Genomic DNA, 25898 nt, shown 5'->3' on the forward strand with positions numbered 1-25898 from the left:
GTGATCCGCACAGATCGGACAGGGACCCGCCCCCGCAGGGCGCCACGCCGGCGGCTCTACTTCCGAGGTGGCCGCTTGCCGGGGAGCTTATGGTCCGACCTTCCCGATCCGAACGCTGGCTACCCGGCGTCCGCCCGCGAACGCCGCTTGACGGCATACATCGCGCAGTCGGCATGGGCGAGCAAGGTGGCCACGTCGTCGCCATCGCCGGGAAAGCAGGCGATGCCCACGCTGGCATCGAGCTGGAAGGGCTGACCGGCGAGATGATCGATCTGGCGCAGCCTGCTGCGCAGCGCGTCGGCGACACGGCCAGCGGCAGCGGCATCCCTGCATCCGGGCAGCACCACCACGAACTCGTCGCCGCCGATCCGTGCGGCCACGTCGCCATGCCGTAGCCCCTGCGTCAGCCGGGCGGCGACGTCCTGCAACATGCGGTCGCCGGCGTCGTGGCCGCCCAGGTCGTTCGCCGCCTTGAAGCCATCCAGGTCCACATAGAGCAGCGCAAGCCCGTCGTCGTTCGCCCGCGCATGCGCGAGCGCGTTCGTCAGCGCCTGTTGCAGGTGGTGGCGGTTGGGCAATCCGGTCAGCGTGTCGTGGCTGGCCAGATGCTCCAGCTCCGCTTCGATGCGGCGCAACTCGGTGGCCTCGCGTCCCACGCCGATGCGGACGCGATAGTCCGGGTACCAGCAGGCCGACCACTGCATGTCCACGATGTGGCCGTCCTTGTGGACGTAGCGGTTGCGGAAGTGGCGCTGGATCGCCCCCGCGGTGACCCCGGCGGCCTGGTGCATGGTGTCTTCGCGATCCTCGGGATGGACGAAGTCGAAGGCCGGCCGGCCGAGCACGTCAGCGGGCCGGTAGCCCAGGATGCGCTCGAAGCCGGCGCTGACGTAAAGATAGCGGCCGTCTTCGGCGACCACGCAGACGGCGTCGGGCAGCAGGTTGAGCACATCGGTAAGCGGGGGCAGGGTTGGATTCATCGCTGGACAGGGTGTCGCTTGGAAACGCGGTGGCAAACAGCATGTCAGAGTCCGCGAGGGAGTAACGGGGTCAGGTTCACTTAGCCGGCAGGGTCGCCCTGGGCGGGCGGTCGGCTGGTCTGACCACAGCGAACCGACGGGTCTTGGCTTCGACCATGGCGCGGAAGTCGTCCCGCCCCATGCACGCTGTTGCTGCAGGGAGAGGCGGATCTCGTCCAGCATGGCCGCCCGGATCGATTCAAGAAGCAGGGTTCTGTAGCGCTCGGATCGTTCGGCAGGGGTCGCACGAAGGGCGAGCCAGGTGGCATGCGGGTTGAGGCTGGAGTGGGGTCGCATTCCCAGGTTCGCCGCACAGCTGGACCAGCGGCAACTGGGCGGTTCCTCGACCGTGCGTGCGCGCACGGGGTGTAGTTCGATGTAGCGGTAGCAGGCCAGCATATAGTACTCGCTGTCGACCAGGCAGGCCTTGTAGCGGCCTTACCAGAGCGTCCCGGTCCGTCGGTGGCGAGCGTTGAAGAACCGACGTACTGCCTGCCGAGTCGCTGCATCATCCGGGCGACAGCACCCGCGGCGCGAGGAGTGACAAGCAGGTGGACGTCGTTGTCCATCAGCACGTAGGCATGCAGGTGCACGCCAGTTGTCTTGAGTGCTTCGCGAAGAAGCGTGAGGTAGCGCAGGCGGTCGCCGTCGTCCAGGAAGCATGGCAGCCGGTTGTTGCCGCGCTGCACGATGTGCTGCGGAACACCGGGCAGGTCCAGACGGGGAAGGCGGGCCATGGACCCAGCTTGGCGCTTTCAGGGGCTCGCGGCGCAGACAATCGTGGCATGCGCGCGTGGGACGATCCCGGGTGAGAACGTAGGAAGAAAGTGAACCTGACGCCGTCTGGTCGCAGGGCGTTGTCAGGAAAGTTGACCCGGCTCGTCAGCCGTAGCGCCGTCCGCGCCCCCGTTTTCTGGCATGTCCCTGCCATGCCCAGATTGACATGCTTCGACGCGCGATCCGCATGGCTGTGACCGGGGCGCAGTCGCGCGCCGCGGCTATGCTGAACCGGCGCGGGGCCGATGCCCTGCTTGCGGGCGCGGCACCGGCCTGGTGCCGTACTCGCAGCAACCCCAACATGCTGGAGACGACGACCGATGGAGCATCAACACAAGGTGGACCTGATGCGGCGCAACCTGTTGCTGGGTTCGGCGGCGCTGGGCGCGGCGACGTGGATCCCGCCGGTCTTCGCGGCATCCGGTGGCATTGCGGCCACGATCGATACCGGGGCAGCGCGTTCGCCGATTTCGCCGATGATCTACGGCGGCTTCATCGAGCACATCGGCAACCTGATCAACCACAGCCTGTGGAGCGAAACGCTCGATGACCGCAAGTTCTATTACGGCGTCGTGGCGCAGCGGGAGGAGAAGCCGACGGAAGGACGCGCCGCAAGCGCTTTCGTCGAAAAGTGGGTGGCCGTTGGACCCGCGTCGGCAATCTCCCTGGACACCGCAAGCGCCTGGGTGGGCGAGCACAGTCCTGTCGTCACCCTCGACGGTTCGCAGGAACGGGGGATGGTGCAGCACGGCCTGGCACTGAAATCCGCTACCGCCTACGACGGCCGCATCGTCGTGTGGGCCGATCCTGGCGTGACGGTGTCCGTCAGGCTGGTCCCAGGCAGTGGCGGCGAGGCGCTCTCGACGGCTGTGCGCGCGTCGTCGAAGTGGGAGACGCGCACCTTCAGTTTCAACCCCGGCATCGACACCACCGACGCCCGCCTGGAAATCGTCGGCCAGGGCCGCGGCCGATTCGGCGTGGGTGCGGTGTCGCTGATGCCGGCCGATAACGTCCGCGGGTTCCGCGCCGACACCGTGGCGCTGATGAAGCAGATGAACTGCCACATCCTGCGGATGCCGGGCGGCAACTTCATCTCCGCCCACGACTGGGAAGACAGCATCGGCGACCCCGACAAGCGCCCGCCCATCATGGACCCGGTGTGGAGCGCGGTGCAGCCCAACGACGTGGGCGTGGACGAGTTGCTGCAGCTGTGCGAACTGATCGAGTGCGAGCCGTTCTGGTGCGTGAACACCGGCTTCGGCGATCCGCGCTCCGGCGCCCAGCTGCTCGAGTACGTCAACGGAAGCGCCGAGTCCGAGTGGGGCGCGCGGCGCGCGGCCAACGGCCGCAGCGAGCCCTATGGCGTCAAGTACTGGGCGGTGGGCAACGAGATGTACGGCCACTGGCAGTACGGGCACATGGCGCGCGACCAGTACACCGTCAAGCACAACCTGTTCGTCGACGCGATGCGCAAGGTGGACCCGGACATCTACATCGTGGCCCCCGGCGGTTTCGTCGACGAGATGACGACCGGGCAGGGCATCTTCATCGCCGGCCAGCCCCAGGTGCACGTCGGTTCAGACCGTGACTGGGCCTACGGCATGCTCAAGGACAGCTGGGGCAGGTTCGATGCGCTGGGCACCCACGCCTATCCGCCCGCGAACAAGCGCTTCGACCTGGCCACCGGCAAGCTGGTGGACGTCACCCAGACGCTCAACGAGTGGGCGCACCAGATGCCCGACCGGATCCGGACGATGGTCGACGCCTGGGAGGAATACAAGAAGCACTTCCCGGAACTGGAGAAGGGCAGCGTCAAGGTGTTTTTCGACGAATGGGCCTTCCATTTCGAGGACGACCTCAAGGGCGCCCTGGCGATCGCCGCCGCGTTCCACGAGTTCTTCCGCCACACCGACTTCATCGGGATGGCCGGCTTCACCATGGCCACCGGGTGGTTGAACTTCGACCGCACGCGGTCGCAGATCAGCATCAAGGGCCGGATGTTCCAGTTCTACCAGGAGCGTTTCGGCACCGTGCCGGTGGCGGTCAACGGCAATGTGCCCACGCCCGCGCCGAAGTACCCGATCGGTGGCGACCAGCCCAGCGTCAACACCGGTGGCGACACGTACCCGCTGGACGTGTCCGCGGCGCTGACGGCCGATGGCAGGACCCTGGCCGTGGCCGTGGTCAACGCCACCGAAGCGCCGCACAGCGTCTCGCTCGCGTTGCAGGGCTTCAGGCCCAAGGCAGCGGGACGGTGCTGGAAGTTCACCGGCCCCGGCCCGGACGCGAAGAACCCGCTTGGGGAGCCGGAGCGGGTGGGTGCGACGGAGTCGGCGTTCGACGCCTCGGCCGGCGCGCTGACCATCGCCCCGGCCAGCGTGGAGATCTACCAATTCGAGCGCGCCTGACCGCGGTTGGCCGTGCCCGGACGCTTGCCCGGGTACGACCGCCGCATCGCCCTGGGCTGTCCGATGACGCGGCGGGCGCACGGGCGGCGCCGTTCGTCAGCCGCCCTCGGCCTCAACGACGAACGCGCGCAGTTCCGCCAGCTTGCCGTCGCGCAGCCGCCAGACATCGGCGTAATCGGACGTGGTACGCCTGCCTGGGGCATCGGTGAGCGTAATCCGGCCGATGGCGACCACGTGCCGGTCATCCGCCACCATCAGTTCCACATCGAACTCCGGGGGATGGACATACGTCTTGTCCATGTAGTCCTTGATCGCGGGCTTGCCTTGGTTGGTGCGATCGCCGATGAAGCGCCAGACCACGTCATCGGTGCAGTGGGCGAGAAACCCCGCATGGTCACCGCGACGGACGGCATCGTTGGCGGCGGTGAGGACAGACCTCGGATCGTGGGTCATCGAGGCTTCCTGCGACGTGGAGCCAACAGTCTGGGGAGGCCATCATCATCGGCATGTCAAACCAGGTGGAAGGAAACAGCCTCGTCATCAGGTTCACTTCCCCGGCCGGGTTCTTCGGCGCGGACGGTGTGTCGACCTCGAAATCGCGGGGTGAGGGTTGACCGGGTCGGCTGGGTCGTTCGACACGGACGGTGTGCTGGCCCGACGTCGGCAGACATCAACGAGGCCAGGTCCACGTCCTCGGGAATGGGCGACCGTCCGGAGTGGGCGAGACGGAGGAGTCCGCTGCGCGTGGGTGTCTGGAGTGCCAGACGCCGCTTCCGGGAAATGGGCCTGACCCCGGCTCCGGCAAAGCTGGCGGCAAGCGCGCCAGTGCTACCCTTTTCCCGTCGTCCCCACTGGATCTCCGCGACCATGTCCACGCCCGACAACGCCAGGCTCGACCGCATCGTCGCCGAGGCGCGTCGCAGTGCGGCGCAGCGCGAGAAGGGCTACCGCGAGCGCGCCCTGAAGATGTATCCGTGGACCTGCGGCCGCTGCGCGCGCGATTTCACCCGCGCCAACCTGCAGGAGCTGACGGTCCACCATCGCAACCACAACCACGACGACAACCCGCCCGACGGCAGCAACTGGGAGTTGCTGTGCGTGTACTGTCACGACAACGAGCATTCGCGCCTGGTCGACCACACCGGTGTCAGCGCACTGGCCGCGGAAGACGCGCCCGTATCGGCCAAGGCCAGTCCGTTCGCCGACCTGAAGGCCCTGCTCGAGCGCAAGGGCTGAGTGGCCTGACGACGGCAGTCCTGCCGATGCTCGAGTTCGCCAAGCCCGGCTTCGTGCAAGGGCGCAACACCACGGCGCGAGGCGGGGCAGGCGGGCCTTGGCGCCAGCCTCGTCCCGGATGGGGAGGCGCGCATTCGGCAGCAGTGATTCGCGCGCGTCGGCGGATGCCGGCCGGGAACGCAGGAGAATTCCACCTGACCCTGTTCGGGCCGAAGCCCTGGGCGCCCGCTTCGCGCGCCGCAGCGCGCGTCCGAGTGCCGTGCCGTCGGCGTAGTGGCCTGCACCCCGGGGCGGGCAGGATCCGCTCCGGGGCATCGCGCCTCCTCCAAGGCCCCGTTCGCGGGGCCTTTTTGCTGGTCAGTCGCCCGGAACAGCCGGCGCGCCGCCCGAATCTTCCCGGCGCCCGGCGAAATCTGCCGGCGGGCGAAGCAAATTGCCCGGCAGCCGGGGCAAATAGCCCTGCCGGCCGGGTAATTCGGCCCGTCGTCCGCCCGAAAAGTCCCGCCCGCCGGGCAAATCGGGGCGACGACGGGCCCCGGAAGCCGGCGCGTCGAGAGATTCGGGAGGCGCGCGGGCTTATTTGCCCGGCGGATGGACAAATTTTGTCCAACCGGTCGCGGATGCCGTGCTCGCGAGCCGATCAGTCGGCCCCGCCGGCTTTGGATGCCTCGTTCCGCGTACCCGCCTCGCGGTCACAAGTGCCGCACCCACGCCATCCATGCCCGGCGAAGCTCGGGTACAGTCACCCCGGGGCGAAAGGGGGCCATGGATTGAGCCTGGAAATCTTCCTGATCGATTTCGAGAACGTGCAGCCCACCGGCGTGGGGCGGCTGGTGCCAGGCCGATGCCGGATCATGCTGTTCCTCGGCCAGAACCAGAACAAGGTGCCGGTGGAACTGACCCGGGCGCTGCAGCCGTTCGGCGCCGACGTCGAGTACCTGAGCATCTCGGGCAGCGGGCCGAACGCGGTCGACTTCCACATCGCGTTCTACATCGGCCACCTGGCGCAGAGGCACCCGGGGGCGAAGTTCACCATCGTGTCGGGCGACACCGGCTTCGATCCGCTGGTGCGGCATCTGTCCGGCACGCTCCAGATCGGATGCCGCCGGATCAAGGCGCTGCCAGCTCACGCCGCGAACAAGGTGGCGGCAGCAGCGCCCCCGGTGCCTGCGGCTGCAGGTGGGCAGGGCACAGCCCCGGCGTCGATCCAAACCACCGCCAACAACTCCGTCCGCGCGGCTGGCGACAATGTGGTGGCGCTCAAGCCGGCCACGGTCGCTGCGGTTGCGAAGCCCGTCGTGCATGTCCCGTCTGTCGTGCCTGTCGCGCCCGCCGCGCCAGCGCCTGCCAAGCGCTCGAAGAACGTCGAGGTCACCGTGCTGCCCGCGTCGGCTCCCGCGCCGCAGCCGAAACCGGTCGCGGCGGACGTGGCGGCGTTCACCGATCAGGTCATCGATCGGCTCAAGGGCCTGAAGCATGCCAAGCCTGCCACGCTCAAGACGCTGACGTCCTCGCTCAACGCTTGGGCCACGCCTGCGCCGGGTGCGCGCGTCGTGCCCCAGGTGATCGCGAGCCTGAAGGATCGCAAGCTGATTTCTGTCGAGGGCACGAAGGTGTCGTACAGGCTCGGATGAGCTGCCTTGGGAGCGGCTGCGTGATGTGTAGCCACCCCACAATCAACCAGGACCGACGATGGCCAAATTCCTGAACACCAGCGCGACCAACTACTTCCTCGAAGAACTGATCAAGGATGCCAAGGATCGGCTGATCCTGATCAGTCCGTACCTGAAGCTCAATGATCGGGTAAAGGAGCTGCTCGCCGACAAGAACCGGCTGAAGATCGACGTTCGCATGGTGTACGGCAAGAGCGAACTGCAGCCTGCCGAGATCACCTGGCTGCGGGAGCAGTCCTATATCCGTACCAGCTTCTGCAAGAACCTGCATGCGAAGTGCTATCTCAATGAGGAACTGTGCATCGTCACCAGTCTCAACCTCTACGAGTTCAGCCAGGTCAACAACAACGAGATGGGCATCCTGATCCGGCGCGGGGAAGACGCCGAGCTCTATCGGGATGCCTATGACGAAGCACAACGGATCATCCGCATCAGCGATGAGGTACGGATCTCCATGGAGCGGGTATCCCACAGCGACGAACCGACGGTGGAGTCAGAGCCCGCTGCGTCTGCGGACAGCGAAAGCGAGTCCGGCGATGGCGACGGCACCAAGCTCACATCATCGAAGCTGGCCCGCAAGCTGGGCCTCAAGACACAGGATCTGCTCGACAGGCTGGTTGCCGCCGGACTGATGGAACTGCGCGATGGCAAGCATTACCTGACCGAAGCGGGCAAGCAGGCAGGCGGCGAGTTCCGGATGAGCCAGCGCTTTGGCCCTTACTTCCTCTGGCCAGAGAGCTTCACGGTTTAACGATGGCTGGCAATCGATGGCAGAAGGGGCGTTCTCCCGTTCGCAATCGCAGGGACGACAGGCTCGCGCGACTGCATCCTGCAGCCTTCGAGGCCCGGGTTGCCGAGCACTATCGCCGCCAGGGCTACGACGTCGAGCGGGTGGGGCACGGCGGCGCCCACTTCGACGGCGGCATCGACCTCAAGCTGAGGCGCGGAGACGAGTACATCGTCGTCCAGTGCAAGCGCGAGAGCGCTTATCAGGTGACCCACAATGTGGGCCATGAGCTGATCGGCGTCATGTGTACCCAAGCTGCGACCGGCGCCATTGTGGTCAACAGTGGGGAGTTCACCGACGCCGCCCGTAGCAGCGCCCAGCGCGAACCCCGCCTGACGCTTGTCGACGGTGACGAGGTGCGCCGATGGTTCCCCGAGCTGGCTTGTGAGGTCGCCGAACAAACCTGGGAACCCGTCGGGCACGGTCTGGACCTTCCGGCGCGCCGCCGCCGGGGACGGCAACGGAACGGAGAGAGCGGTGCGAAGGCTGTGGTGGCCATGGCATTCCTGGTCGCGTTGATGCTCTGGCAGTGTTCTCGCTCCGACCCGCGGACGAACGAACGGCGTGCGCCCAATCCGCCCGCGGCAGAACCCTCCCGCTCACTACCGGCAAGCCAGGCGGCGCCGCCAGCAACTCTCCCAAAGGCTCACAACATGGCCGAACCCTCCATATCGATGGAGGAGTGGGAGCGTCGCAACCGGGAATCCATGGAGATTCTGCGCGAAACTACGCCAGAGATCGATCTGGCGCCTTGACCCGAGAATGTCGTGCAGGAGTACAGCCCAGGTGTAGTGGATCTCTTGCTCCTGCTGCCATTTCTGCGCGGTGTATGGGTCGTTCGGGCAGAAGCGGAATGTCGAGGCAGGCCAGACGGCGGCAGCATGACTCGATCGGAATGCCCGGCCATCAGTCTCCGCATGTGAGATCACCCACTGTCAGGATCGCGCACCCAGGCAATGGTTCAGCGCATTAGGGCGAAAACCTTACCTTTCGATCCAGCGTATTACCTCGATAGCGATGAAGCGGTTGGCGCGTACCTGGCCGATGCGCTGCGCGAGGACGACCCCGGGCAGTTGCGTGATGCCCTGAGGACGGCCTTCCTGGCTTGCGGCATCCGCGCGATAGCCGAGGCGGCTGGCATGAGCCATATGGCGATGTGCGAGGTCCTGCGGTCCGGGCACGCGCAAGCTGTGCGCAGCGTGGCGCAGGCGGCAGCCGACTGCCTCGTCGACCGCGCCGCAGACTGAGCGAGGACTCCATGACCTTCGCTGCGAGCGCGCGTTGCAGGAAGTTCCCACGCCCGGCAGCCCGGCGAGATTTGTCATCCGGGCCCCAAGACCGCCAATGTCCACCCTCGTGGCGGCGCCGGGCACCCTGATTTGGCGGAAGGGCAAAAAGAGCAGAGCAATCGACAGTGGATCCGGCCACGTCAACTGCCTCGCCGATACACTGCGTAAGGTCCCACCTGGCCGCGTGCCGCGCCCATGCAGGCGTTCCGCCATGCCCGTACTTTTCGCACTGTTGCGCGCCTTCAACGTTGGAGGCACTGGCAAGCTGGCGATGATGCCCTGATAGCAAGGGCCGAAGCCGCGGTCTACCGGCGCCTGCAGGCCTGCATCGCCAGCGGCTACGGGGGGCTGGAAAGCCCCGGCACTGAAGCGCAGGTCAAGGCAATCGTGGAAGTCGCGCTTGCACGCTGCCCAGGCAAACCTGCGGGCGTGATGGTACGTACCGCAGCAGGGATGGGGTGGTGCGCGAGGTGTGCCTTGCCTGGATCGCATCACGATGCTTCAACCGCCTCCTGTGCGTGAATACGCGTGGGCTTCGACGGGAGACGGACATGTTCTTCGACAGCTGGCACGGGGTGCTCCGGGTCCTGGTGGTCGGGACACTCGCGTACCTGGCGCTCGTGGCCTGGCTGCGGCTGACAGGCAAGCGCTCGGTCGCGAAGTGGAACGCGTTCGACCTTGTGGTCACGGTCGCACTCGGTTCGACGCTGGCCAGCATCCTCCTGACGAAGGAAGTCGCCCTGTTGGAGGGCGTGGTCGGAATGGGGCTGCTGATCATGCTGCAGTACGCGATCAGCTGGACCTCGGTGCGCGCCGTATGGGTTCGCCGGGCGGTCAAGAACGTGCCGACGCTTCTGCTGTGGGAAGGAACGCCCTGCCACGAGGCCATGCGCCGACAGCGGGTCACCGAAGGGGAACTTCGCGCTGCCGTGAGATCCGCAGGTCATGCATCGATGGAGGAGGTCGACGCGATCGTGCTGGAGACCGATGGCAACTTCAGCGTCGTCAGTTCCGGTCTGGGCGGCTCATGCAGTGCGCTGGCCGACGTCGAAGGCGTGGAGATCGACGCGAAGCGCAACTAGACACAAGGTATCGGGAACCAAGACGCTTCTGCCGAGATCTGTTCGACGTTGCCGTGCGCTCGCGTCTGATATCGCTGGGCAGCGATGCAGCGATGCAATGACATAGCTTCGTCAACTGCGTTTCGACCGTGCAGGTGTCCCGGCAGCGGGGCCTATACTGCCCGCTCATCCCTGCATGGAGCACTCATGGCCATTCGCCTGCCATCCGTTGCCGTTCTCGCCACGCTGCTGGTGTCCGCGCCTGCCATCGCCAGCGACCTGCCACCCCAGGACCCGGTCGGATTTGCCGCGCGCCAGGCCATCCCGGCGACGCTGACGCTGAACTACTCGGAGGACGGGCGCGACGCGCGCCGCACGGCGGTGCGCAACAACTACCGGCCCAAGGTGGTGTTCGGCGGCCGCGAGGTGATCTGCATGATGCGGATGGAACCCGGTACCTCGATCGCGCCGGGCGAGTCCGGCGAGGTGCGCCTGGATTGCAAGGATCCGGTGGCCGTGGCCCGCGGGGGCGTGCGGCACGTCGTGCGCGAAGGCGGCAAGGACGTCGGCTTCGTCGATGTCGACCTGCCGCCGCTGCCGTAGGCGGTGGACCAGGCGGGAATGGAAGAGAGGGAACGGGGAACAGCCGGATCGATCCAATCTGGCCCGGTCCAGCGGCACTTGCAGACTGTCGTGCCCGGCATGTCGGGTCTCCGGCAGCGGAGATGGCGCGTGCGTACATCAATCCTGGCGGTCATCCTGTGCTGGCTGTTTGCCGGTACCGCCGCATCGGCCGGCGACGCACGCGACGATGCGCCGCGCCTGCTGGCGATCACCATCGACGACCTGCCCTGGGCAGTGATGGACGGACTGTCCGAAGCGCAGCTCCAGTCCCGTCATGAACGCCTGATGCGGCAGCTCGACCTCGCCGGCGTGCCGGTCACCGGCTTCGTCAACGAGGGGAAGCTCGAGGTCGATGGAAAGGTGGACCCGCAGCGGCTGGCGCGGGTCGAGGACTGGGTCACGCGCGGCCATGTGCTGGGCAACCACACCCATGGCCACGTCGACCTGCATGCGGTTGGACTGGAGGCGTTCCAGGAGGACGTGCTGCGCGGGGAGCGGCAGCTGCGGCCAATGCTGGCGGCGCATGGCACCGCGCCGCGCTGGTTCCGGCATCCGTACCTGCGCGCAGGAAGGACACCGCGGGACCGCGCTGCGCTCGATGCCTTCCTCGCGAAGCACGGCTACCGGGTCGCGCCGGTCACCGTCGACAACAGCGACTGGCTATGGGCAGCGGCCTATCGCAACGTGCTCGACGGCCTGTCGAACGAGGCAGCACGGGAACGCACGCTGGCCCGGCTGCGCACGGACTACGTGCCCTACATGTTCGACAAGATCGACTATTTCGACCGGCAGTCGCGGCAGTTGCTCGGACGTTCGATTGCGCAGATCTGGCTGCTGCATGCCAACGAACTCAATGCGGAGGTCTTCGGCGAACTCGTCGAAGGCGCACGCGCGCGCGGCAATCGAATCGTGGGGCTGGACGAGGCGATGCGCGATCCGGCTTACGCGCGCGGTGCCGAAGGGTACGACGGCCCGCGCGGACCGAGCTGGCTGCATCGCTGGGCGATCGGAGCCGGCAAGCAGCCCGGATTCTTCACCGGTGAACCGGAAACCCCGGCCTGGGTCGTCGCGCTTGCCGGTTTCGATTCGGAGTAGCCAGGTGCGGCGGCGGGCGGGGCGTCCGGTCCCCGGCTTGCCCGTCGGGCAAACAGCCGGGGGCTTGCGGGAGCAGCGGACCTGGCCCCGATCGGCACTCCATCAGCCCCTTCTCTCCCATCGGAAAGGCCTATGCGGGCCTCAAGCCTGGAAGGAGCGCAGCGTTCCGCCCTTTCGGCATTGGGCACGAACTTCGCCACGTGAGGGCCAGGCACCCCCACCTCACCAGTCCGTCGGCGCGTAGTCCTTCAGGAACTGGCCCCACACGTGGTCGCCGGTATTGATGCCGTCGATGATCGGGTCGACGATGCGCGCCGCGCCGTCGACGATGTCCAGCGGCGGGTGGAAGCGCTCCTCGATGATCTTGCGCGCGGCGATCTCCACCGGGTCCTCGTCGGTCACCCAGCCGGTGTCCACGGCGTTCATGTGGATGCCGTCGCCGTGGTAGTCGGCCGCGGCGGTGCGCGTCATCATGTTCAGCGCGGCCTTGGCCATGTTGGTGTGCGGGTGCTTGGTGGTCTTGAAGTTGCGGTAGAACTGGCCTTCGACCGCCGAGACGTTGACGATGTGCTTGTCGCGCTCGGGGGTGCGCAGCATCAGCGTCTTCAGCCGCGCGTTGAGGATGAACGGGGCCACCGCATTGACCAGCTGGGTCTCCAGCAGCTCGATCGCCGGCACCTCGTCCATCTGCAGGCGCCAGGAGTTGCGCCCGCGCAGGTCCACCTGCTGCAGGTCCTTGTCGACGCGGCCTTCCGGGAACAGGTGCGCCTGGCCGAGCAGCTCGTCGGCCAGCAGCGGCACCTGCGAAAGCTCCGCCGCGCGTGCCATGCCGGCCAGGCCGGTACCGGAGGCACCATCCACCAGCGACTGACTGCCGCCGGGCAGCAGGTCCGCCGCACGCAGGCCCTCGTAGCCGCCGACGAGCTTGCGCACGTGCTCGGGCAGGGTGTGCAGGGCAGCGGTCTCGCCTTCCATCATGTGCGCATAGAACGCCGGCGGGCGGCGCACGGTCTGGCAGGCGTTGTTGACGATGAAGTCGAGCCGGTCGCGGGTGGCGATCAGCTCGGCGCAGAACGCTTCCACGCTGGGCGTGTGCCGCAGGTCCAGGCCGAATACCTCCAGCCGCTGGCCCCACTCGCCGAAATCCGGCTCCTGCGCGTAGCGCTGCGCGGAATCGCGCGGGAAGCGGGTGGTCACGATCAGCGAGCAGCCGGCGCGCAGCAGCTTCAGACCGGCCTGGTAGCCGATCTTGACCCGTCCGCCGGTCAGCAACGCGACCCGGCCGCGCAGGTCCGCCGTCTCGGTGCGCTTGCGGAAGTTGAACTCCGCGCACTCCATGCACATCTGGTCGTAGAAGTGGTGCACCCGGGTGTACTTGCGCTTGCACACATAGCAGTGCAGCACCTCGGGCGACTCGCCGCATGAACCGGCATCGGAGACCGGATCGGCCGCGTTGTTGCGCGGGTCGTGCTGGCCCGGCGGTTGCGGCGGGAAGTAGTTGGGCGTGCTGAACACCGGTTTGCGGCGCAGGGTGCGGATGCCGGTCTGGTCGAGCAGCGCCTCGGTCTGCTGCGCCTTCTCGCGGGCACGCTCGCGAGCCTCTTGTTTCGCCTGCTTGCGCCGTGCGCGTGGCTCGGGATGGTGCACCAGGGCGACGGCCTGCAGCAGCCGGATGCGGTCGGCCTCGTCCAATGCGTCGAGCAGGCTGCGGTCGTCGCGGATCGATTCAAGCAGTTCCAGCGCGATGCGGACGTGCTCGGACAGGAAAGCATCGCCTCCGGTGGCGGTGGAAGCGCGGTGTGGGGTGGTCATAAGGCCTTGCAACAGTTCGATCGTGCCGTGCGCGGGGCGGCCCTGCGGCCTGCGCGGAGAGGGCGGCGCATGGCCATCCAGGAACGACATGGTAAGGCATGACTGAGCCGGTTCAGGATCGATGGGCGAGGAACGGGGGCCGAAGAACGGGCCATTGCAGGAACCCGACCCCGCTGTGCTCCGCGCCGCACCTGGGCAGCGGCGGTGTCTAGCCGCACCCGCCCACCAGCCAGTCGCGGAACGCACGCATGGCGGGACCGGGGGCGCGGGTCTTCAGGCGCGTGAGCCAGTAGCGGCCGGTGTCGATGCACGCCGCGAACGGGGCGACCAGCGAGCCATCGTCAAGCGCCTCGGAAAACATGGCCGACGGCAACAGGGCGACGCCGGCGCCCGCGCGCGCCGCGACGGCCATCGTGACCGACGAGTCGAACACGGGCCCGGTCAGGGGCGGACAGGCGAGATCGGCGGCCGCGAACCAGCTTGGCCATTCGTCGGCACGGTACGAGCGCAACAGCGTGGCGCCCGCGAGCGCGGCCGGCGAAGGGAAGCGCCCGGCCAGGCGCGGGGCCAGCATCGGTGTGAGCGGCGCGGCCAGCAGCGGTTCGGCGTCGACGCCATGCCAGGCGCCATCGCCGAAGCGGATCGCGTAGTCCAGCCCCTCGCCGGCGAGGTCGACGCGGTTGTTGTGGGTACGCAGCCGCACGTCGACGAAGGGATGCGCGGCGGTGAACTCGTCCAGTCGCGGCAGCAGCCAGCCGGTCGCGAACGTGCCCACCACGCCGAGCGTCAGCGGCTCGCGCGGTTGGCCGCTGGCGTAGCGGTCGAGCATCGCCGCGATGCGGTCGAAGCTGTCGACGAGCATCGGCAGCAGCGCGGCGCCCTCGTCGGTCAGCGCCAGGCCACGCGGCAGGCGATGGAACAGCCGCACGCCGAGCAACCCCTCGAGCCGGTTGACCTGGTGGCTCACCGCCGCCTGTCCGACGCACAGCTCCAGCCCGGCACGGGTGAAGCTCAGGTGCCGGGCCGACGCCTCGAAGGCGCGCAGGGCGTTGAGCGGCAGTTGCGCGCGATCCAGGGCAGCCTCCGATTTTTGTATTGGCTCATCCGAGAAATGATCGATTGTGGGAGCTTCGATCAGCTTGCAGCCTAGTGCCCTCGGATGAGCGGGGACGACGATGCGACACCACGAAATGATAGCGACGAACGATGGGCGCGGTGCGGGCCACCCGCAGGTGCAGGCAATGAGGCCACCCACGGCATTCGCGGCGGTTCGCGGCCGTAAGAGCGGGGAGGGCGCGGCATGATCGGCCGGCGTGGCTTCATGCTCGGCGCGATCGCGGCGCTGTGCACGCCGGCGCTTGCCGGCGCGCGCGGTGCAATGGCCGATCCGGTCGCTGGCCTGCGGGCGCTGGAGCGCCAGGCGGGCGGGCGGCTGGGGGCGTTCGTGCTCGATACCGACAGCGGCGAAAGCTTCGGGCTGCGCAGCGACGAGCGCTTCTGCCATTGTTCGACGTTCAAGCTCTCGCTTGCGGCCATGGCGCTGCACGAGGCCGACGCCGGTCGCATCGACCTGGACGAGCCGCTCGCCTTCAGCCGCGCGGACCTGCAGTTCCACTCGCCGGTGATCGAGGCCAACCTCGACAAGGGTGCGCTGCCGATCGTGGCGCTGGCCGAAGCGATCCAGGTGACGAGCGACAACGCCGCGGCCAACGTGCTGATGCGCCGGCTGGGCGGTCCGGAAGCGCTGACCCGGTTCTGGCGCGGGCTCGGCGACGAGGTGAGCCGCATCGACGGCTACGAGCCCGAGATCAACGTCATCCCGCCCGGCACCGGGGAGAACAGCACCACGCCCCGGGCGATGGCCTGGACCCTGCAGCGGATCGTGCTCGGCGACGTGCTCGCCGCAGACAGCCGCGAGCGCCTGCAGCAGTGGATGGAGGCGACGCGCACGGGGATGCGCCGCATCCGCGCGGGCCTGCCGCCGGGCTGGCGCGGGCTCGACAAGACCGGCACCGGCATGCGCGCCGGCGTGGGCAACAAGACCAACGACGTGGCGATCCTGTTTCCACCCGGAGGACGCGCGCCGCTGGTGGTCACCGGATACGTCGAGCACCCGGTGTACTCCGAGCGCATCCGGCCCGAGGACGAGGCCGCACTGAAGGGCCTGGGCGAGGCGGCGGCGTCCTGGGCGGCGGGCTGAAGGACGTGACGAACGGCTGCTGGTGCACAACATCATCGCCAGCCCCAGCCCCAGCCCCAGCCCCAGCCCCAGCCCCAGCCCCAGCCCCAGCCTGTAGCCGTCCCCTCCGCAGGTTTGGCGCCAAGCCTGGTGAACACGGCGGAACGTGGAGCGGGGCCTGCAAGCGGTGCGGGCCGTCTCGGGGTCGCTACCGGCAGGTCAACGGCGTGAAGGACGAGGCTTGTCGCCACGCCGCCTGGCCGATGCTCCGGCCGCATCCGGGTCGACCAACCGTGCGTTCCCGGATGCCGCCGCGCCGTCGGGGACGGCATCCGTGGATACAGGTGCGGAGGCGCGCACAGGACGCGCCTCCGACGTGCCTCAACCGCGCACCAGGTTCAGGCCGTACTGGCTCAGGATCGGGTTGATCCGGTCGAAGTAGGTGCGTCGCTGCGAGGCGGGCAGGCTGCAGTTGCTGTTGCTTCCCGATGCGCGGTTGCCGCCGGAGGTCACGCCCTGCGCCTGACCCGCGCCGGTGATCCACGAGCCGCCGGAATCGCCGCCGCCGGCGCAGGCGTTGGACTGGGTGAGCCCGAACACGGCGCCTTCGGCATAGTTCACGGTGACGTTCTTGGCGGTGATGGTGCCGCAACGGTAGCCGGTGGTGCGCCCGGAGCGGCACAGCGATGCGCCGGTCGCCGCCTCGGTGCTGCCGCGGACCACGACGTTGCCACCGCTCCAGTTGCTGACCCACGGCTGCAGCGTGTGCGCGCTGCCGACCTGCACCCAGGCGCGGTCGTTGCCGGGGAAGCTGGACTGCGCGAACGAACCGACGTTCTGGTTGGCCACGCGCACGCTGTTGCCGGCGTCGCCGCAGTGGCCGGCGGTGGCGAAGCCCTTCGTGCTGCCGCGTGTCACCGGGAACCCGACCGAGCACAGGTACTGGTTGTTGATCACGTACTCGATGCCGCCGCGGATCGTCGCGAACAGTTCCGGCTGCCCGACCATGGTCTCGAACCGGATCGCGCTCGCCTCGGCCCGGCTGCGCGCGACCAGGTCGATGCCTTTCGCCACTGCGTCCGGCGAGACGGCAACGACCACGCTGTTGCTCTGGGGGTCCACATGCCATGCGTGCACGCCATGCAGCGACGCGGTGCCCTTGGGCGATTGCCGCGCCATGTCGTCGAGCGCATCCTTCGCCGCCTCCAGCGTCCTGAGGCTGTGGCGCACGTTGCGTAGTTCGATCTCGCCGGGCAGCGTGGCTTTCGCCGCCGACAGGCCGCTGGCGGCCACCACATAGACGAAGCGGCCGTCGGGGCGCCGCTCGATCCAGCTGCCTGCGTAGTCGTCGCCCAGCTGCCTGCGGGCGAGTGCCTCGTTCTGTTCGGCCAGGCGTTCGGTCCGCAGGTACTGCGGCGCCTGCGCAGGCGCGATGCCAAGGTCACGCTCGATGGCGACCTTGAGCGCCGGGTCGAAGGTCTCGCTCGCCGACAGGGTGGCGGCGGGCAGCATCACGGACGCAGCGATCGTGGTCAGCGACAGCAGCAGGGCACGTCCGGGCCTGCGGCGGCGGAGGGACGGGAAGTTCTTCATGAACAGTCTCCTTGGACTGGCAAGGCAGGAACGACCGCGGGGGCGGTCGCTGGGAGGTCCGCCGCAGTCCTCGATGTCGCGACGGGGAATGCAGTCAAGCGCAATCGCCAGTGTGAATTCGTGTCACGGCGCACAGCCACGCGGACGTGCGCAGCGTCGTCATGGCGGCGCATTACGGTTGTTCAGAAGAGGTCATTGCAGGAAGCGTGGGGGCGGGGGGTATTTCACAGAAAATCGACGCGGAAAATGCCACGCCGGAACAAGCCGCGCGTGGGCGATGTCGGTCGCCGCGCGAGATCCAGCTGCCGACGTCGCGCGGCGAAGTCGTGCATCGCCGTATTCAGCACGTCCGGGTTGATCTCGCCCACGGCTTCGTTGCACAGTGCGCCGGTGTCGACGCCGCCGACTTCCAGCACCCCATCCACGCCACCGGCCACTCGTGACGCGCTTGCGGGCACGTGGCGGCTGCTGGCGTACGAGGTGGAGGTGCGCGCCACCGGCGAGCGGTTCCCGGCGATGGGCACGAGGCCGACTGGCTACACCCACTTCAGCCGCGGGGGGCGGGTGTGGTTCCTGCTCACCGCCGACGGCCGCCCGCCGGGCGAGGATGATGCGGCGCGTGCCGATCTGCTGGAGACGCTGATCGCGTACACCGGCCGGTATCGCATCGAGGACGACGACTGGATCACCGCGGTCGACGTGGCCTGGAACCCTGCCTGGGTGGGCACCGAGCAGCGGCGGCAGTTCGCGCTCGACGGCGACCGCCTCGAAGTGCGCACGCCATGGCGCGTGATGCCCAACTGGGCGGAGTACGGCGAGACGCGAAGCCTCGTCACGTTCGAGCGCGACGACACCGCCCCTTAGGGTCGACCCCAGCTTTCAGGGCGCCCGGTCGCAGGTAAGGTAGCGGCAGCCTGCCTTCGAGGACCGTCGCCATGGCCATCATGCTTGAATCCGGCGCCAGCTCCGTGCTGGCCACCCCGAACCTGACGCGGCCAGCGGAAGACACGCCCCCGCTGCTGCGCAACACCCGTCCGCAGACGCCACCGGCGGACGTGCAGCCCATCTTCAACGAGGGCGCGAGGCTGGACGAGAACTCCGACGCAGTCTTCGATGTCGGCAACTACGCGGTCGGCGATACGGAAGCCTCGGCACAGGATGCCGCCGCGTCGATGATCCACATGCAGCGCTGGGGCCATGGCGACCAGGCCGCGCAGGCCCAGTTCTTCAATGCGCAGATCGAGGCCCACAAGGACGATCCGCAGTGGCTGGGCGACTACTTCGCCGCGCTGGGCCAGGACCGGGTCGCCGACCTGGTGCGGCTGTCGATCACCGAGACCGGCAACCCCGAGTCCATCGGCGGCATCGGATCCAGCGGGAGCGATGCCGCGGTCGAATACTACGAATCCACCGTCGACAACCTGCGCACGGCATTCGACACGCTGGCCCGGGATGGCCGCCTGAGCCAGGCGGACATGACCGCCCTGTACCAGGACCTGGATCTCGACACGAGCGACCGCAACGTGTTCGGGCCGACCCTCGTGTCCGACCTGTTCGCGAAGAGCACCCCGGAGGTGCAGGAGCTGTTCTTCAATGCAGCGATGGCGGAGGGCAACGACAACTCCGCGGCGATCGCCTCGCACGTGCTGGCCAACATGCCGATCGACGCCCAGGCCCGGATCCTGGGCGACATGAGCCAGACCGATCTCGACAGCTTCGTCGAGGCGTCCATGAAGGGACAGTTTGAAGCCGTCGATCTGCGCAAGTATTTCGGTGAAGGCGACACGCACAGCACCGTGACCATTGGCGGAGTCACCGACATTCTGGCCAACGCGAACGACGTGACCGTGTATTACCACGCCCGGATTACCGTTCCGGACTATCCGCCCGAACTGCAACAGGCGCTGTTCGACGCGACCGCCAGCGCGCTGACCAACGACGATGTCTTCGGCAAGTTCGCGGACGATGCCAGGTTCAAGGATGAGCTTGGCGTTCTGGCGCTCAAGGAGCACGACGATTTCCTGGACCGGGCGTTGAATGCCGACGGCGGTGCCAATGGCGAGGACCTCGGCGGCACGACCCGTGACGAGTACTCGAAGATTCTGGAGATGACGCTGTTCACGCCGCCACTTTCCGACAGCGCCGAGTCCCTGATGCGTCATATCGACAACAGGTTCGGGGCCATCGGCGAAGACCTCAGGACCATGGACGATGCGGCGTTCGAGGACAAGTACGGTCGCAACCGCGGGGCCATGGCGGCGGCCTACGGCCAGATGACCGGCGTGTTCTTCGAGGCGCTCGACGCAGGCCTGACCGGCGTCAAGGACGACGCGGACAAGGCGGCCGAGATCATGGAGCCGCTGTTCAAGCTCATCGACTTCGGCGTGGGCAAGGGCCTGGACAAGGCCGGCCCGATCGGCGCCATCGTCTCGCAGGCCCTGGACCTGACCGGCGCGTCGGACGCCGCGAAGGAGTCGATCCAGGAGAAGATCAAGGACGGCCACATCGAGGACGCGATCCAGGACATGAAGGATCACGGCGTCGACCTGTCGAAGCTGGGCGAGGAGCTCTACGAGAACATGAGCGACAACGTCCTGCCGAACCGGACCGATCCCAACGGCACCTACCAGGGTCCGAACGGAGATGTCTCGATCAAGGACGCCTGGCAGAACGGCTACGACTTCGTCGAGGGCGCGCCGACGACCAGCTGAGTGCGAAGTCCGCGCCGTGGCCGCGGATGAAGCGTCCGCCCTGCCGGGCCGTTTCCAGGTTCGACGGGGTGGCCAGGGTCGGCTTTTCCTCGCGCCTTCCGTCCCCAGCAGAGGTGCACGCCGGTGCCCGCCGAACCTGGACTGGGCGCGCGCCCGTGGCGGCTTCGACCGTGCTGCAGCTGCAATCCGGCCCGTCGGGATTGGGAGTTTCGGTCGCGGCGAGAGGGCGTTCGCTCGCGGTCGGTCCGATTGCCTTCCATTGCCAGCGCGCACGGTGTGCGATGCGGCTTTGCACGTCGCGCGCCGGTGCGCTCGGCGGAGCGCTATCGGGTGATGGCCCGATCGCCTGTCGACATGGCATAGCCGCGATGGTGGGCCCCGCCATGGCATGCCGGATCGTTGCGGGATTCGGTATGGTTCCAGCCCCGCTTTTCGATCAGAGGATGCTGCATGGCGCGCAAGGATTTCGACCCGTCGACCATCACGCCGGATGGGCGTGCCGCAACGCTGGGCAGGCTGTTCGATCCGGCCACGGACGGGCCGTGGCGCGGCTCCGTCGAAGGGCTTGCGCTGGGCGGTGAGGTCACGGTGCTGGCGTATGGCACGGACACGCCGGGGGCCGGGCCGCGCCTCCATGTCCATCCGTACGACGAGACGTTCATCGTGGTCGAAGGGCGTGCAAGGTTCTTCGTCGGGGAGGCGGTCATCGAGGCGGGCGCGGGCGAGATCGTCTTCGGTCCTGCAGGAATTCCACACCGGTTCGAGAACCTCGGGCCGGGTCGTCTCCAGACGATCGACCTCCACCACTCGCCCCGCTGGATCCAGACCGATCTGGACTAGCCGCGGATCCACCGGGATGCGCCTGCCGCCGCGCAGGCCCGGCACCAGGCGCATTGTCCCGTCGCAGGGACGCGAACATCGCGCCCTTGCGATGATGCCCCCTCGGAAAGAGGGGGCAATGCCCGCGGGTGGGGCGCGGCAGGCGCTTGCCGGCAGGTTCGCGCCCGTTCCGCGCCGCGGACCTCAGCCCTGCGCCGGCTTCCAGTCCGCCGACGGAACCGTGTTGACCATCCACGGCACGCCGAACCGGTCGACCAGCGCGCCATAGCCGGGGGACCAGAACGTTTCCGCGAACGGCATCACCTGCCTGCCGCCTTCCGACAGCGCATCGAACCAGCGCCTGGCCTGGTCGATGTCGTCGGTATGCAGGGTGACGTCGAACCCGTTCCTGGGCTTGTCGACGTTGGGGGCCCAGGCGACGTCCATGTCGGCCCCCATCAGCGACTGGTCGCCGACGTCGAGCCAGCAGTGCATCAGCCAGGTCTTGTACTTCTCGTCGGTGATCGGCATGTCCGGAGGCGCGTCGCCATAGGGAAAGGCCGCGGTGATCTTGCCGCCGAGGACATTGGCGTAGAACTCGAACGCCTCGCGGCATTGTCCCCGGAAGCTCAGGCTGGTCACGATCTTCATGTTCAGTGTCTCTCCATGTGGATGGGTTGGCAGTTGCGGCGATGGCCCGCCAGGGCGCCCGTCGTCCGGACCCCTGGCGATGCACGCCCGGCTCTTCGACGGATGACGAAACCGGATTTCGACATTGGGGATCGTCCGGATGGGCGAGGGGTGTCCCCGAACGCCATCGCGGAACGCGACCGCATCGCCATCCCGTGAGAAGGCCGGTTGCGGATTCAGCCTGTCCGCCGCCGTGGCACCGTCGCGAGCGGTTGCTGCCTCATGCCGGTGGCAGGTGATTGTTCACCGGGCCTGTGCCTCCTGCATCCGCTGCATGCCATCCGAGAGCCTCAGCCGGAATCCGAAGACCGGCAGTGTGTCCTGCTGGAAATCCAGGTCTTCCGAACGCACGAAGCCAAGCTTCCCGTACAGTCCCCAGGCGACGGTCATCGCGCGCGTGGTGTGCAGGATCACCTGCGAACGGCCCTGTTCGCGCGCCCGCTGGATGCAGGCCAGGGCGAGCGCCTTGCCTGCGCCACAGCCGCAGGGCGGGCCTGCTGGAGAACGCAGGAACGGAAGGCAGGCGGCCGCCGCCCGTGCCGCACGGGAGAGGCGGCCTATTCGCCGGCAGGCAGGTTCTCGAACAGCAGCAGCCGGGGATGTTCCTTCGCGGACGCAGGTGCGGGGCGGGTGTCCTCGTTGACCGACATCTGCAGCATTTCCTGCAGCAGGTCCATGCGGAAGGCACCGGCAACGATGTCGAGCCGGCCGTCGCCGGTCATGTCGGCCAGCTGCAGCGTGGTGAGCCCGGCCGGTTCGCTGGCGATGCCGTGCGCGGTGAAGTTCTGCTGGCCATCGTTCTCGTACCAGACCAGGGTGTGGCGGCCCGGGTCGCGCCAGTAGTTGACCCAGCTGCTGGCCACCACGTCGAGGTCGCCATCGCCGTCGAGATCGCCGACCGCGGTGGCGACCGCGCCATAGAAGCGGCCGATGTCGCGGAAGCCGAACTGCAGGCCGCCCAGGTTCTCGAGCCACTGCACGCCGTGGTAGGGCTTGGGATCGGTCTGCAGGTCGAAGGCGTCGCCGTTGGTGAACAGCAGGTCGATGTCGCCGTCGCGATCGAGGTCCACCGGGCGCAGCGAGGTCGAGCCGAACATGGGGTGCGGCGCACGCGCCAGTTCCATCTGCTCGAAGCGGCCGCCGCCGAGGTTGCGGAACGCCAGCACCATTTCGTGTTCCTGCGAGATCAGGCTGACCAGGTCGAGCCGGCCATCGCCGTCCAGGTCCACCGGGTCGATGCCGAGCGCGCCCGCCAGCGAGGTGAGGTTGTGGCGGTACAGCGCGCCGCCGCGGTTCTCCAGCCACAGGAGGCCGCCGATGTCGTTCATGCCGAACACGGCCACGGCCACGTCCGTGTCCCCATCGCCGTCGAGGTCGGCGGCGCGCACGTCGGTCACGCGGCCAAGCCCTTCGAGCAGGTTGCGGCGCAGGAAGGTCCCTGACGGCTCGCCGAGCAGGGCGACGACCTTGCCCACGGGCTTGCCCGACGGCGCCATCTCGCCCAGTTCGGCCACCACCACGTCCTGCAGGCCGTCGCCGTCGAGGTCCACCACCTGCGCGTGCGCGGGCGCCACGAGCTCGCCCAGGGCACGTTCGCGCCACTGGCCGTCCTCCTGCCACAGCCTGAGCACCTCGCGGCGGCCGGCGTCGGAGACCAGCAGGTCGGTCGGCGCGCCCGACAGCCCGCCGCTGACGTGGGTGACCAGCGGAGCGGCCGCAGTCGCGCCGAAGGTGGAAGCGCGGAACCGCACCGGCGAAGGCGCAGGAGCGAGGTAGGGCAGGCGTGGCAGTTCGGCCGGCGCGCTGCCGTAGTAGAACGCCTTGATGTGCGGCAGCACGTCGGCGGGGATGAACTCATGCCCGCGCATCCTTTCCGACAGCTCGGCCATGGTCTGCACCGCGGCTGGCCAGTCGCGCTTGGGCATGAGGTCCGGCGGCGGCACGCGGTGGCAGGCGCCGCAGTACTGGTTCACCAGGCCGATGGCCTGGTCCAGCGTGATGGGGGCGGGCGACGCTGCGTCCTGCGCGCGGCCGGATGCTGTTGGCAGCAGGGCCAGCCAGGCGGTTACCAGCACCAGGCACAGCGGGACGCCGATGCATGCGGCGGTGCGTTTCGCGTGCTCGAAACGAGTCATTGCAGATCCCAATGCAGGGACAAGCGCAGCCGGCGTCCCGGTGTGTCCAGTCCGATCACTTCTTCTCCCCGTGCATCGGTGGCGTCGTCGAGTGCGAGCAGCAGCGTGGCCGGTCCCCACTGCCGACGCAGCGCCAGGTCGAGCGTGGTCGTCGCGCCGAGCCAGCGGTCGCCGGTCGGAATCGACGAGTCGAAGCGACGCCCGAGGTGGTGCAGGCGCAGCGAGAGTTCGTGCTGGCCGCCGAGCGGCAGCGTCAGGTCGGCGCCGGCCTGCAGCCGCGGCCGGTAGCGCAGGACGACGCCGCCGACCGGATCGCGCACGCGCATCCACGTGCCATCCAGCCCCAGCCGCCAGTCGTTGCCGAAGCGGTGCGCGCTGCGCCACTCCAGGCCCTCGGCCTCGATGCGCGCGCGGTTGACCAGTCGGGGTGGCGGCCCCGCGTCGAAATCGACCAGGTCGCGGTAGCGGGCGCGGAACAGGGTGGCCCGGCTCGGCCAGGCCGCGTCGGGCGCGGTGGCGTAGTAGAGCTCGTGATGCTCGGCGCGTTCCAGCCGCAGTGCCGGATTGCCCACCAGCGGATGGCCCAGCGCATAGAAGCTCGGTGGCCTGGAACTGCGCGAGAACGACATGCCCCAGTGCGCGCCCGACGTGCCGGCGCGGCGCTGCAGCGACAGCATCGGCTGGGTGGCGTCTTCGGTATCGGCGCCGGCATCGCGGCGGCGTTCGTGGCGCAGCCCCGCCTGCGCGGTCCACGCGGCGTGGCGCCAGCGCAACTCCGCGTATGCGGCATCGGTGGTGCGCTGCATCGCGAACGCGACCGGCGCCTGGAAGAAACCGTAGTCGATCCGGCCGTCGTAGCGGCCGTGTTCGCGCTGGTGCAGCACGCCGGCGCCGAACTCGCCGGCCTCGCCCAGCGGCCGGCGCCAGGTCGCCTGCAGATCGTCGCGGCGGTAGTCGGTCTCCGCAGCCAAGGCGGGCAGGCCGAACGGGTCGCGCAGGCCACCGGCCACGCCCGGCGAATCCTCCTCGCCCACGCGCGAGAACCTCGACCACTGCGCGTCGATCTCGCCCACTTCCGGCCTGTACCGGGCCTGCAGCGAGAACTGGCGCGCCCGCGCCTGGCGTTCGTCCAGCGTGCGCAGCACCGCATGGCGCGGGCCGCCACTGTCGTCGGGGAAGCCGCGGCCTTCGCTGCCGCTGTAACCGAACGCCGCACGCAGCGTCAGCGCCGGCAACAGGTCGCGCTCCCAAGCTGCATCGAACGCGTGCACGCCCTGGAAGCCGCGGCGGCCATCGCCATCCTCGCGGTCGCTCGCGGCCAGGCTCCAGTCCTGGCCGGAGAGGCCGGCATGCATCGCGCGCAGGCCGTCGCCTCCGATCGCCACGCCGGCGCTGGCACCCGTCGCGGCGCGCCGGGTGTGGAGATGGACCAGCCCGGCGATCGCCTCGGCATGGGCGACGCTGGCGCTGCCGCGCACGATCTCGATGCGCTCGATCCGCTCCAGCGACAGGGTATTGAGATCGACCGCGCTGCCGCGCGAGGACAGCGGGTCGTTCTGGCGCACGCCGTCGACCAGGATCACGACGTGACTGGGATCAGCGCCGCGCAGGTACAGCGCGCCAAATCCGCCTCCGCGTGCACTGCGGTCCACCACCAGACCGGCCTGCGCGGCCAGCACGTCGGCCACGCTGCGGCCGCGCCAGGGCAGAAGTTCATCCGGGCCGAGCACCGTGATGTTCTGGCTGGCGTCCGCCGGTGCGGCAGGCAGGACGCCGGCGGTGACATGGAGGGTGTCCAGATCGCGGGTGGGTGTCGCTGCCGCCTGGGGCATCTGCGCGAGCAGGGGGCCGGCTGGCGCCAAGGTCAGTGCGAGGAACAATACCGCCCTCACCGCAGTGGCGCCTGCGACCGGGCGGACACGGATCGGCCAGAACGGAGCTGCGGCTGAGAGGCGCGCGCCGCTTGCGGGGGAACTGGAAGGCTGGTCAT

25 protein-coding genes are annotated in these 25898 nt (G+C 68.4%); 14 read left to right on the top strand and 11 right to left on the bottom strand.

Translation table 11 applies throughout. From position 1 onward, the window contains the following. Positions 1 to 119 precede the first annotated feature (119 nt). Together Q0863_RS12255 and Q0863_RS12260 are read right to left on the bottom strand one after the other, a co-directional pair. Positions 120 to 980, bottom strand: a complete 861-nt coding sequence (locus Q0863_RS12255) for a sensor domain-containing diguanylate cyclase (RefSeq protein ID WP_298578281.1) — start codon at positions 978 to 980, stop codon at positions 120 to 122. A gap of 80 nt (positions 981 to 1060) precedes the next feature. Next, positions 1061 to 1687 carry a transposase gene (locus tag Q0863_RS12260; RefSeq protein WP_298579002.1) on the bottom strand — a complete coding sequence of 209 codons (627 nt, stop codon included), beginning with the start codon at positions 1685 to 1687 and terminating at the stop codon, positions 1061 to 1063. On the opposite strand from Q0863_RS12260, the gene Q0863_RS12265 reads away from it, so the two are divergent. Together Q0863_RS12265 and Q0863_RS12270 are read left to right on the top strand one after the other, a co-directional pair. Further along, positions 1571 to 1831 (top strand): hypothetical protein, encoded by a 261-nt coding sequence (locus Q0863_RS12265; protein ID WP_298579081.1) that lies wholly within the window; start codon positions 1571 to 1573, stop codon positions 1829 to 1831. The two genes, Q0863_RS12260 and Q0863_RS12265, sit on opposite strands and share 117 nt — an antisense overlap. Positions 1832 to 2116: 285 nt before the next feature. Then, positions 2117 to 4204: an alpha-L-arabinofuranosidase gene (locus Q0863_RS12270; RefSeq protein WP_298578282.1), complete on the top strand. Its 2088-nt coding sequence runs from the start codon at positions 2117 to 2119 to the stop codon at positions 4202 to 4204. A gap of 96 nt (positions 4205 to 4300) precedes the next feature. On the opposite strand, the gene Q0863_RS12275 is transcribed toward Q0863_RS12270, so the two are convergent. Beyond that, entirely contained in the window at positions 4301 to 4657 is a 357-nt protein-coding gene (locus Q0863_RS12275; RefSeq protein WP_298578283.1) for a nuclear transport factor 2 family protein, read from the bottom strand. A 414-nt stretch (positions 4658 to 5071) separates the two neighbouring features. On the opposite strand from Q0863_RS12275, the gene Q0863_RS12280 reads away from it, so the two are divergent. The 8 genes from Q0863_RS12280 (at position 5072) to Q0863_RS12315 (ending at position 11969) form a co-directional block, all read left to right on the top strand. Continuing rightward, entirely contained in the window at positions 5072 to 5440 is a 369-nt protein-coding gene (locus Q0863_RS12280; RefSeq protein ID WP_298578284.1) for a YajD family HNH nuclease, read from the top strand. 770 nt (positions 5441 to 6210) lie between these two features. Next, complete coding sequence (locus tag Q0863_RS12285) at positions 6211 to 7074, top strand: PIN domain-containing protein (RefSeq protein WP_298578286.1); 864 nt, start codon at positions 6211 to 6213, stop codon at positions 7072 to 7074. Between the two features lie 58 nt (positions 7075 to 7132). Next, complete coding sequence (locus Q0863_RS12290) at positions 7133 to 7864, top strand: phospholipase D family protein (protein WP_298578288.1); 732 nt, start codon at positions 7133 to 7135, stop codon at positions 7862 to 7864. Between the two features lie 2 nt (positions 7865 to 7866). Next, positions 7867 to 8655 (top strand): restriction endonuclease, encoded by a 789-nt coding sequence (locus Q0863_RS12295; RefSeq protein ID WP_298578290.1) that lies wholly within the window; start codon positions 7867 to 7869, stop codon positions 8653 to 8655. 201 nt (positions 8656 to 8856) lie between these two features. Beyond that, on the top strand, positions 8857 to 9147 hold the full coding sequence (locus Q0863_RS12300; protein ID WP_298578291.1) for a hypothetical protein: 291 nt from the start codon (positions 8857 to 8859) through the stop codon (positions 9145 to 9147). A gap of 593 nt (positions 9148 to 9740) precedes the next feature. After that, positions 9741 to 10271, top strand: coding sequence for a YetF domain-containing protein (locus Q0863_RS12305; protein WP_298578293.1), 531 nt, complete (start codon positions 9741 to 9743; stop codon positions 10269 to 10271). A gap of 186 nt (positions 10272 to 10457) precedes the next feature. Further along, entirely contained in the window at positions 10458 to 10853 is a 396-nt protein-coding gene (locus Q0863_RS12310) for a hypothetical protein (protein WP_298578295.1), read from the top strand. Between the two features lie 99 nt (positions 10854 to 10952). Then, entirely contained in the window at positions 10953 to 11969 is a 1017-nt protein-coding gene (locus Q0863_RS12315; protein ID WP_298579004.1) for a polysaccharide deacetylase family protein, read from the top strand. Between the two features lie 222 nt (positions 11970 to 12191). Here Q0863_RS12315 and Q0863_RS12320 read toward each other — a convergent pair whose 3' ends face one another. Both Q0863_RS12320 and Q0863_RS12325 read right to left on the bottom strand, forming a co-directional pair. Further along, positions 12192 to 13781 carry an SDR family oxidoreductase gene (locus tag Q0863_RS12320; protein ID WP_298578296.1) on the bottom strand — a complete coding sequence of 530 codons (1590 nt, stop codon included), beginning with the start codon at positions 13779 to 13781 and terminating at the stop codon, positions 12192 to 12194. 208 nt (positions 13782 to 13989) lie between these two features. Continuing rightward, positions 13990 to 14856, bottom strand: a complete 867-nt coding sequence (locus Q0863_RS12325) for a LysR family transcriptional regulator (protein WP_298579006.1) — start codon at positions 14854 to 14856, stop codon at positions 13990 to 13992. A 225-nt stretch (positions 14857 to 15081) separates the two neighbouring features. On the opposite strand from Q0863_RS12325, the gene bla reads away from it, so the two are divergent. Beyond that, a complete protein-coding gene (gene bla / locus Q0863_RS12330; RefSeq protein WP_298578298.1) occupies positions 15082 to 15981 on the top strand; it encodes a class A beta-lactamase in 900 nt (299 codons plus the stop codon). 360 nt (positions 15982 to 16341) lie between these two features. On the opposite strand, the gene Q0863_RS12335 is transcribed toward bla, so the two are convergent. Together Q0863_RS12335 and Q0863_RS12340 are read right to left on the bottom strand one after the other, a co-directional pair. Further along, positions 16342 to 17553, bottom strand: coding sequence for a S1 family peptidase (locus tag Q0863_RS12335; protein ID WP_298578299.1), 1212 nt, complete (start codon positions 17551 to 17553; stop codon positions 16342 to 16344). A 224-nt stretch (positions 17554 to 17777) separates the two neighbouring features. Continuing rightward, positions 17778 to 17978 carry a hypothetical protein gene (locus Q0863_RS12340; RefSeq protein WP_298579088.1) on the bottom strand — a complete coding sequence of 67 codons (201 nt, stop codon included), beginning with the start codon at positions 17976 to 17978 and terminating at the stop codon, positions 17778 to 17780. On the opposite strand from Q0863_RS12340, the gene Q0863_RS12345 reads away from it, so the two are divergent. From Q0863_RS12345 to Q0863_RS12355, 3 genes are all read left to right on the top strand, one after another. Further along, on the top strand, positions 17944 to 18417 hold the full coding sequence (locus Q0863_RS12345) for a lipocalin-like domain-containing protein (protein WP_298578300.1): 474 nt from the start codon (positions 17944 to 17946) through the stop codon (positions 18415 to 18417). The two genes, Q0863_RS12340 and Q0863_RS12345, sit on opposite strands and share 35 nt — an antisense overlap. A 71-nt stretch (positions 18418 to 18488) precedes the next feature. After that, entirely contained in the window at positions 18489 to 20264 is a 1776-nt protein-coding gene (locus Q0863_RS12350; RefSeq protein WP_298578302.1) for a hypothetical protein, read from the top strand. A gap of 450 nt (positions 20265 to 20714) precedes the next feature. After that, a complete protein-coding gene (locus tag Q0863_RS12355) occupies positions 20715 to 21104 on the top strand; it encodes a cupin domain-containing protein (RefSeq protein ID WP_298578304.1) in 390 nt (129 codons plus the stop codon). A 183-nt stretch (positions 21105 to 21287) separates the two neighbouring features. Here Q0863_RS12355 and Q0863_RS12360 read toward each other — a convergent pair whose 3' ends face one another. The 4 genes from Q0863_RS12360 to Q0863_RS12375 form a co-directional block, all read right to left on the bottom strand. After that, a complete protein-coding gene (locus Q0863_RS12360) occupies positions 21288 to 21734 on the bottom strand; it encodes a VOC family protein (RefSeq protein ID WP_298578306.1) in 447 nt (148 codons plus the stop codon). Positions 21735 to 22016: 282 nt separating this feature from the next. Continuing rightward, positions 22017 to 22187, bottom strand: a complete 171-nt coding sequence (locus tag Q0863_RS12365) for a hypothetical protein (RefSeq protein ID WP_298578308.1) — start codon at positions 22185 to 22187, stop codon at positions 22017 to 22019. Positions 22188 to 22330: 143 nt separating this feature from the next. Further along, the gene (locus tag Q0863_RS12370) at positions 22331 to 23908 is read right to left on the bottom strand and encodes a VCBS repeat-containing protein (RefSeq protein WP_298578310.1); all 1578 of its coding nucleotides are present in this window, start codon (positions 23906 to 23908) and stop codon (positions 22331 to 22333) included. Then, complete coding sequence (locus Q0863_RS12375) at positions 23905 to 25740, bottom strand: TonB-dependent receptor plug domain-containing protein (protein WP_298578313.1); 1836 nt, start codon at positions 25738 to 25740, stop codon at positions 23905 to 23907. The genes Q0863_RS12370 and Q0863_RS12375 overlap by 4 nt, the downstream gene beginning before the upstream one ends. Between the last annotated feature and the right edge of the window lie 158 nt (positions 25741 to 25898).

This window comes from uncultured Luteimonas sp. (assembly GCF_947492465.1).
In the GTDB taxonomy this organism is placed as follows: Bacteria; Pseudomonadota; Gammaproteobacteria; order Xanthomonadales; family Xanthomonadaceae; genus Luteimonas.

Coding starts and splice junctions, on each gene's coding strand:
- Q0863_RS12355 (WP_298578304.1), top strand. CDS start 20,715: ATGGCGCGCAAGGATTTCGACCCGTCGACCATCACGCCGGATGGGCGT.
- Q0863_RS12270 (WP_298578282.1), top strand. CDS start 2,117: ATGGAGCATCAACACAAGGTGGACCTGATGCGGCGCAACCTGTTGCTG.
- Q0863_RS12370 (WP_298578310.1), bottom strand. CDS start 23,908: ATGACTCGTTTCGAGCACGCGAAACGCACCGCCGCATGCATCGGCGTC.
- Q0863_RS12290 (WP_298578288.1), top strand. CDS start 7,133: ATGGCCAAATTCCTGAACACCAGCGCGACCAACTACTTCCTCGAAGAA.
- Q0863_RS12360 (WP_298578306.1), bottom strand. CDS start 21,734: ATGAAGATCGTGACCAGCCTGAGCTTCCGGGGACAATGCCGCGAGGCG.
- Q0863_RS12295 (WP_298578290.1), top strand. CDS start 7,867: ATGGCTGGCAATCGATGGCAGAAGGGGCGTTCTCCCGTTCGCAATCGC.
- Q0863_RS12335 (WP_298578299.1), bottom strand. CDS start 17,553: ATGAAGAACTTCCCGTCCCTCCGCCGCCGCAGGCCCGGACGTGCCCTG.
- bla (WP_298578298.1), top strand. CDS start 15,082: ATGATCGGCCGGCGTGGCTTCATGCTCGGCGCGATCGCGGCGCTGTGC.
- Q0863_RS12275 (WP_298578283.1), bottom strand. CDS start 4,657: ATGACCCACGATCCGAGGTCTGTCCTCACCGCCGCCAACGATGCCGTC.
- Q0863_RS12255 (WP_298578281.1), bottom strand. CDS start 980: ATGAATCCAACCCTGCCCCCGCTTACCGATGTGCTCAACCTGCTGCCC.
- Q0863_RS12305 (WP_298578293.1), top strand. CDS start 9,741: ATGTTCTTCGACAGCTGGCACGGGGTGCTCCGGGTCCTGGTGGTCGGG.
- Q0863_RS12375 (WP_298578313.1), bottom strand. CDS start 25,740: ATGCCCCAGGCGGCAGCGACACCCACCCGCGATCTGGACACCCTCCAT.
- Q0863_RS12280 (WP_298578284.1), top strand. CDS start 5,072: ATGTCCACGCCCGACAACGCCAGGCTCGACCGCATCGTCGCCGAGGCG.
- Q0863_RS12300 (WP_298578291.1), top strand. CDS start 8,857: ATGGTTCAGCGCATTAGGGCGAAAACCTTACCTTTCGATCCAGCGTAT.
- Q0863_RS12320 (WP_298578296.1), bottom strand. CDS start 13,781: ATGACCACCCCACACCGCGCTTCCACCGCCACCGGAGGCGATGCTTTC.
- Q0863_RS12350 (WP_298578302.1), top strand. CDS start 18,489: ATGGCCATCATGCTTGAATCCGGCGCCAGCTCCGTGCTGGCCACCCCG.
- Q0863_RS12315 (WP_298579004.1), top strand. CDS start 10,953: ATGTCGGGTCTCCGGCAGCGGAGATGGCGCGTGCGTACATCAATCCTG.
- Q0863_RS12310 (WP_298578295.1), top strand. CDS start 10,458: ATGGCCATTCGCCTGCCATCCGTTGCCGTTCTCGCCACGCTGCTGGTG.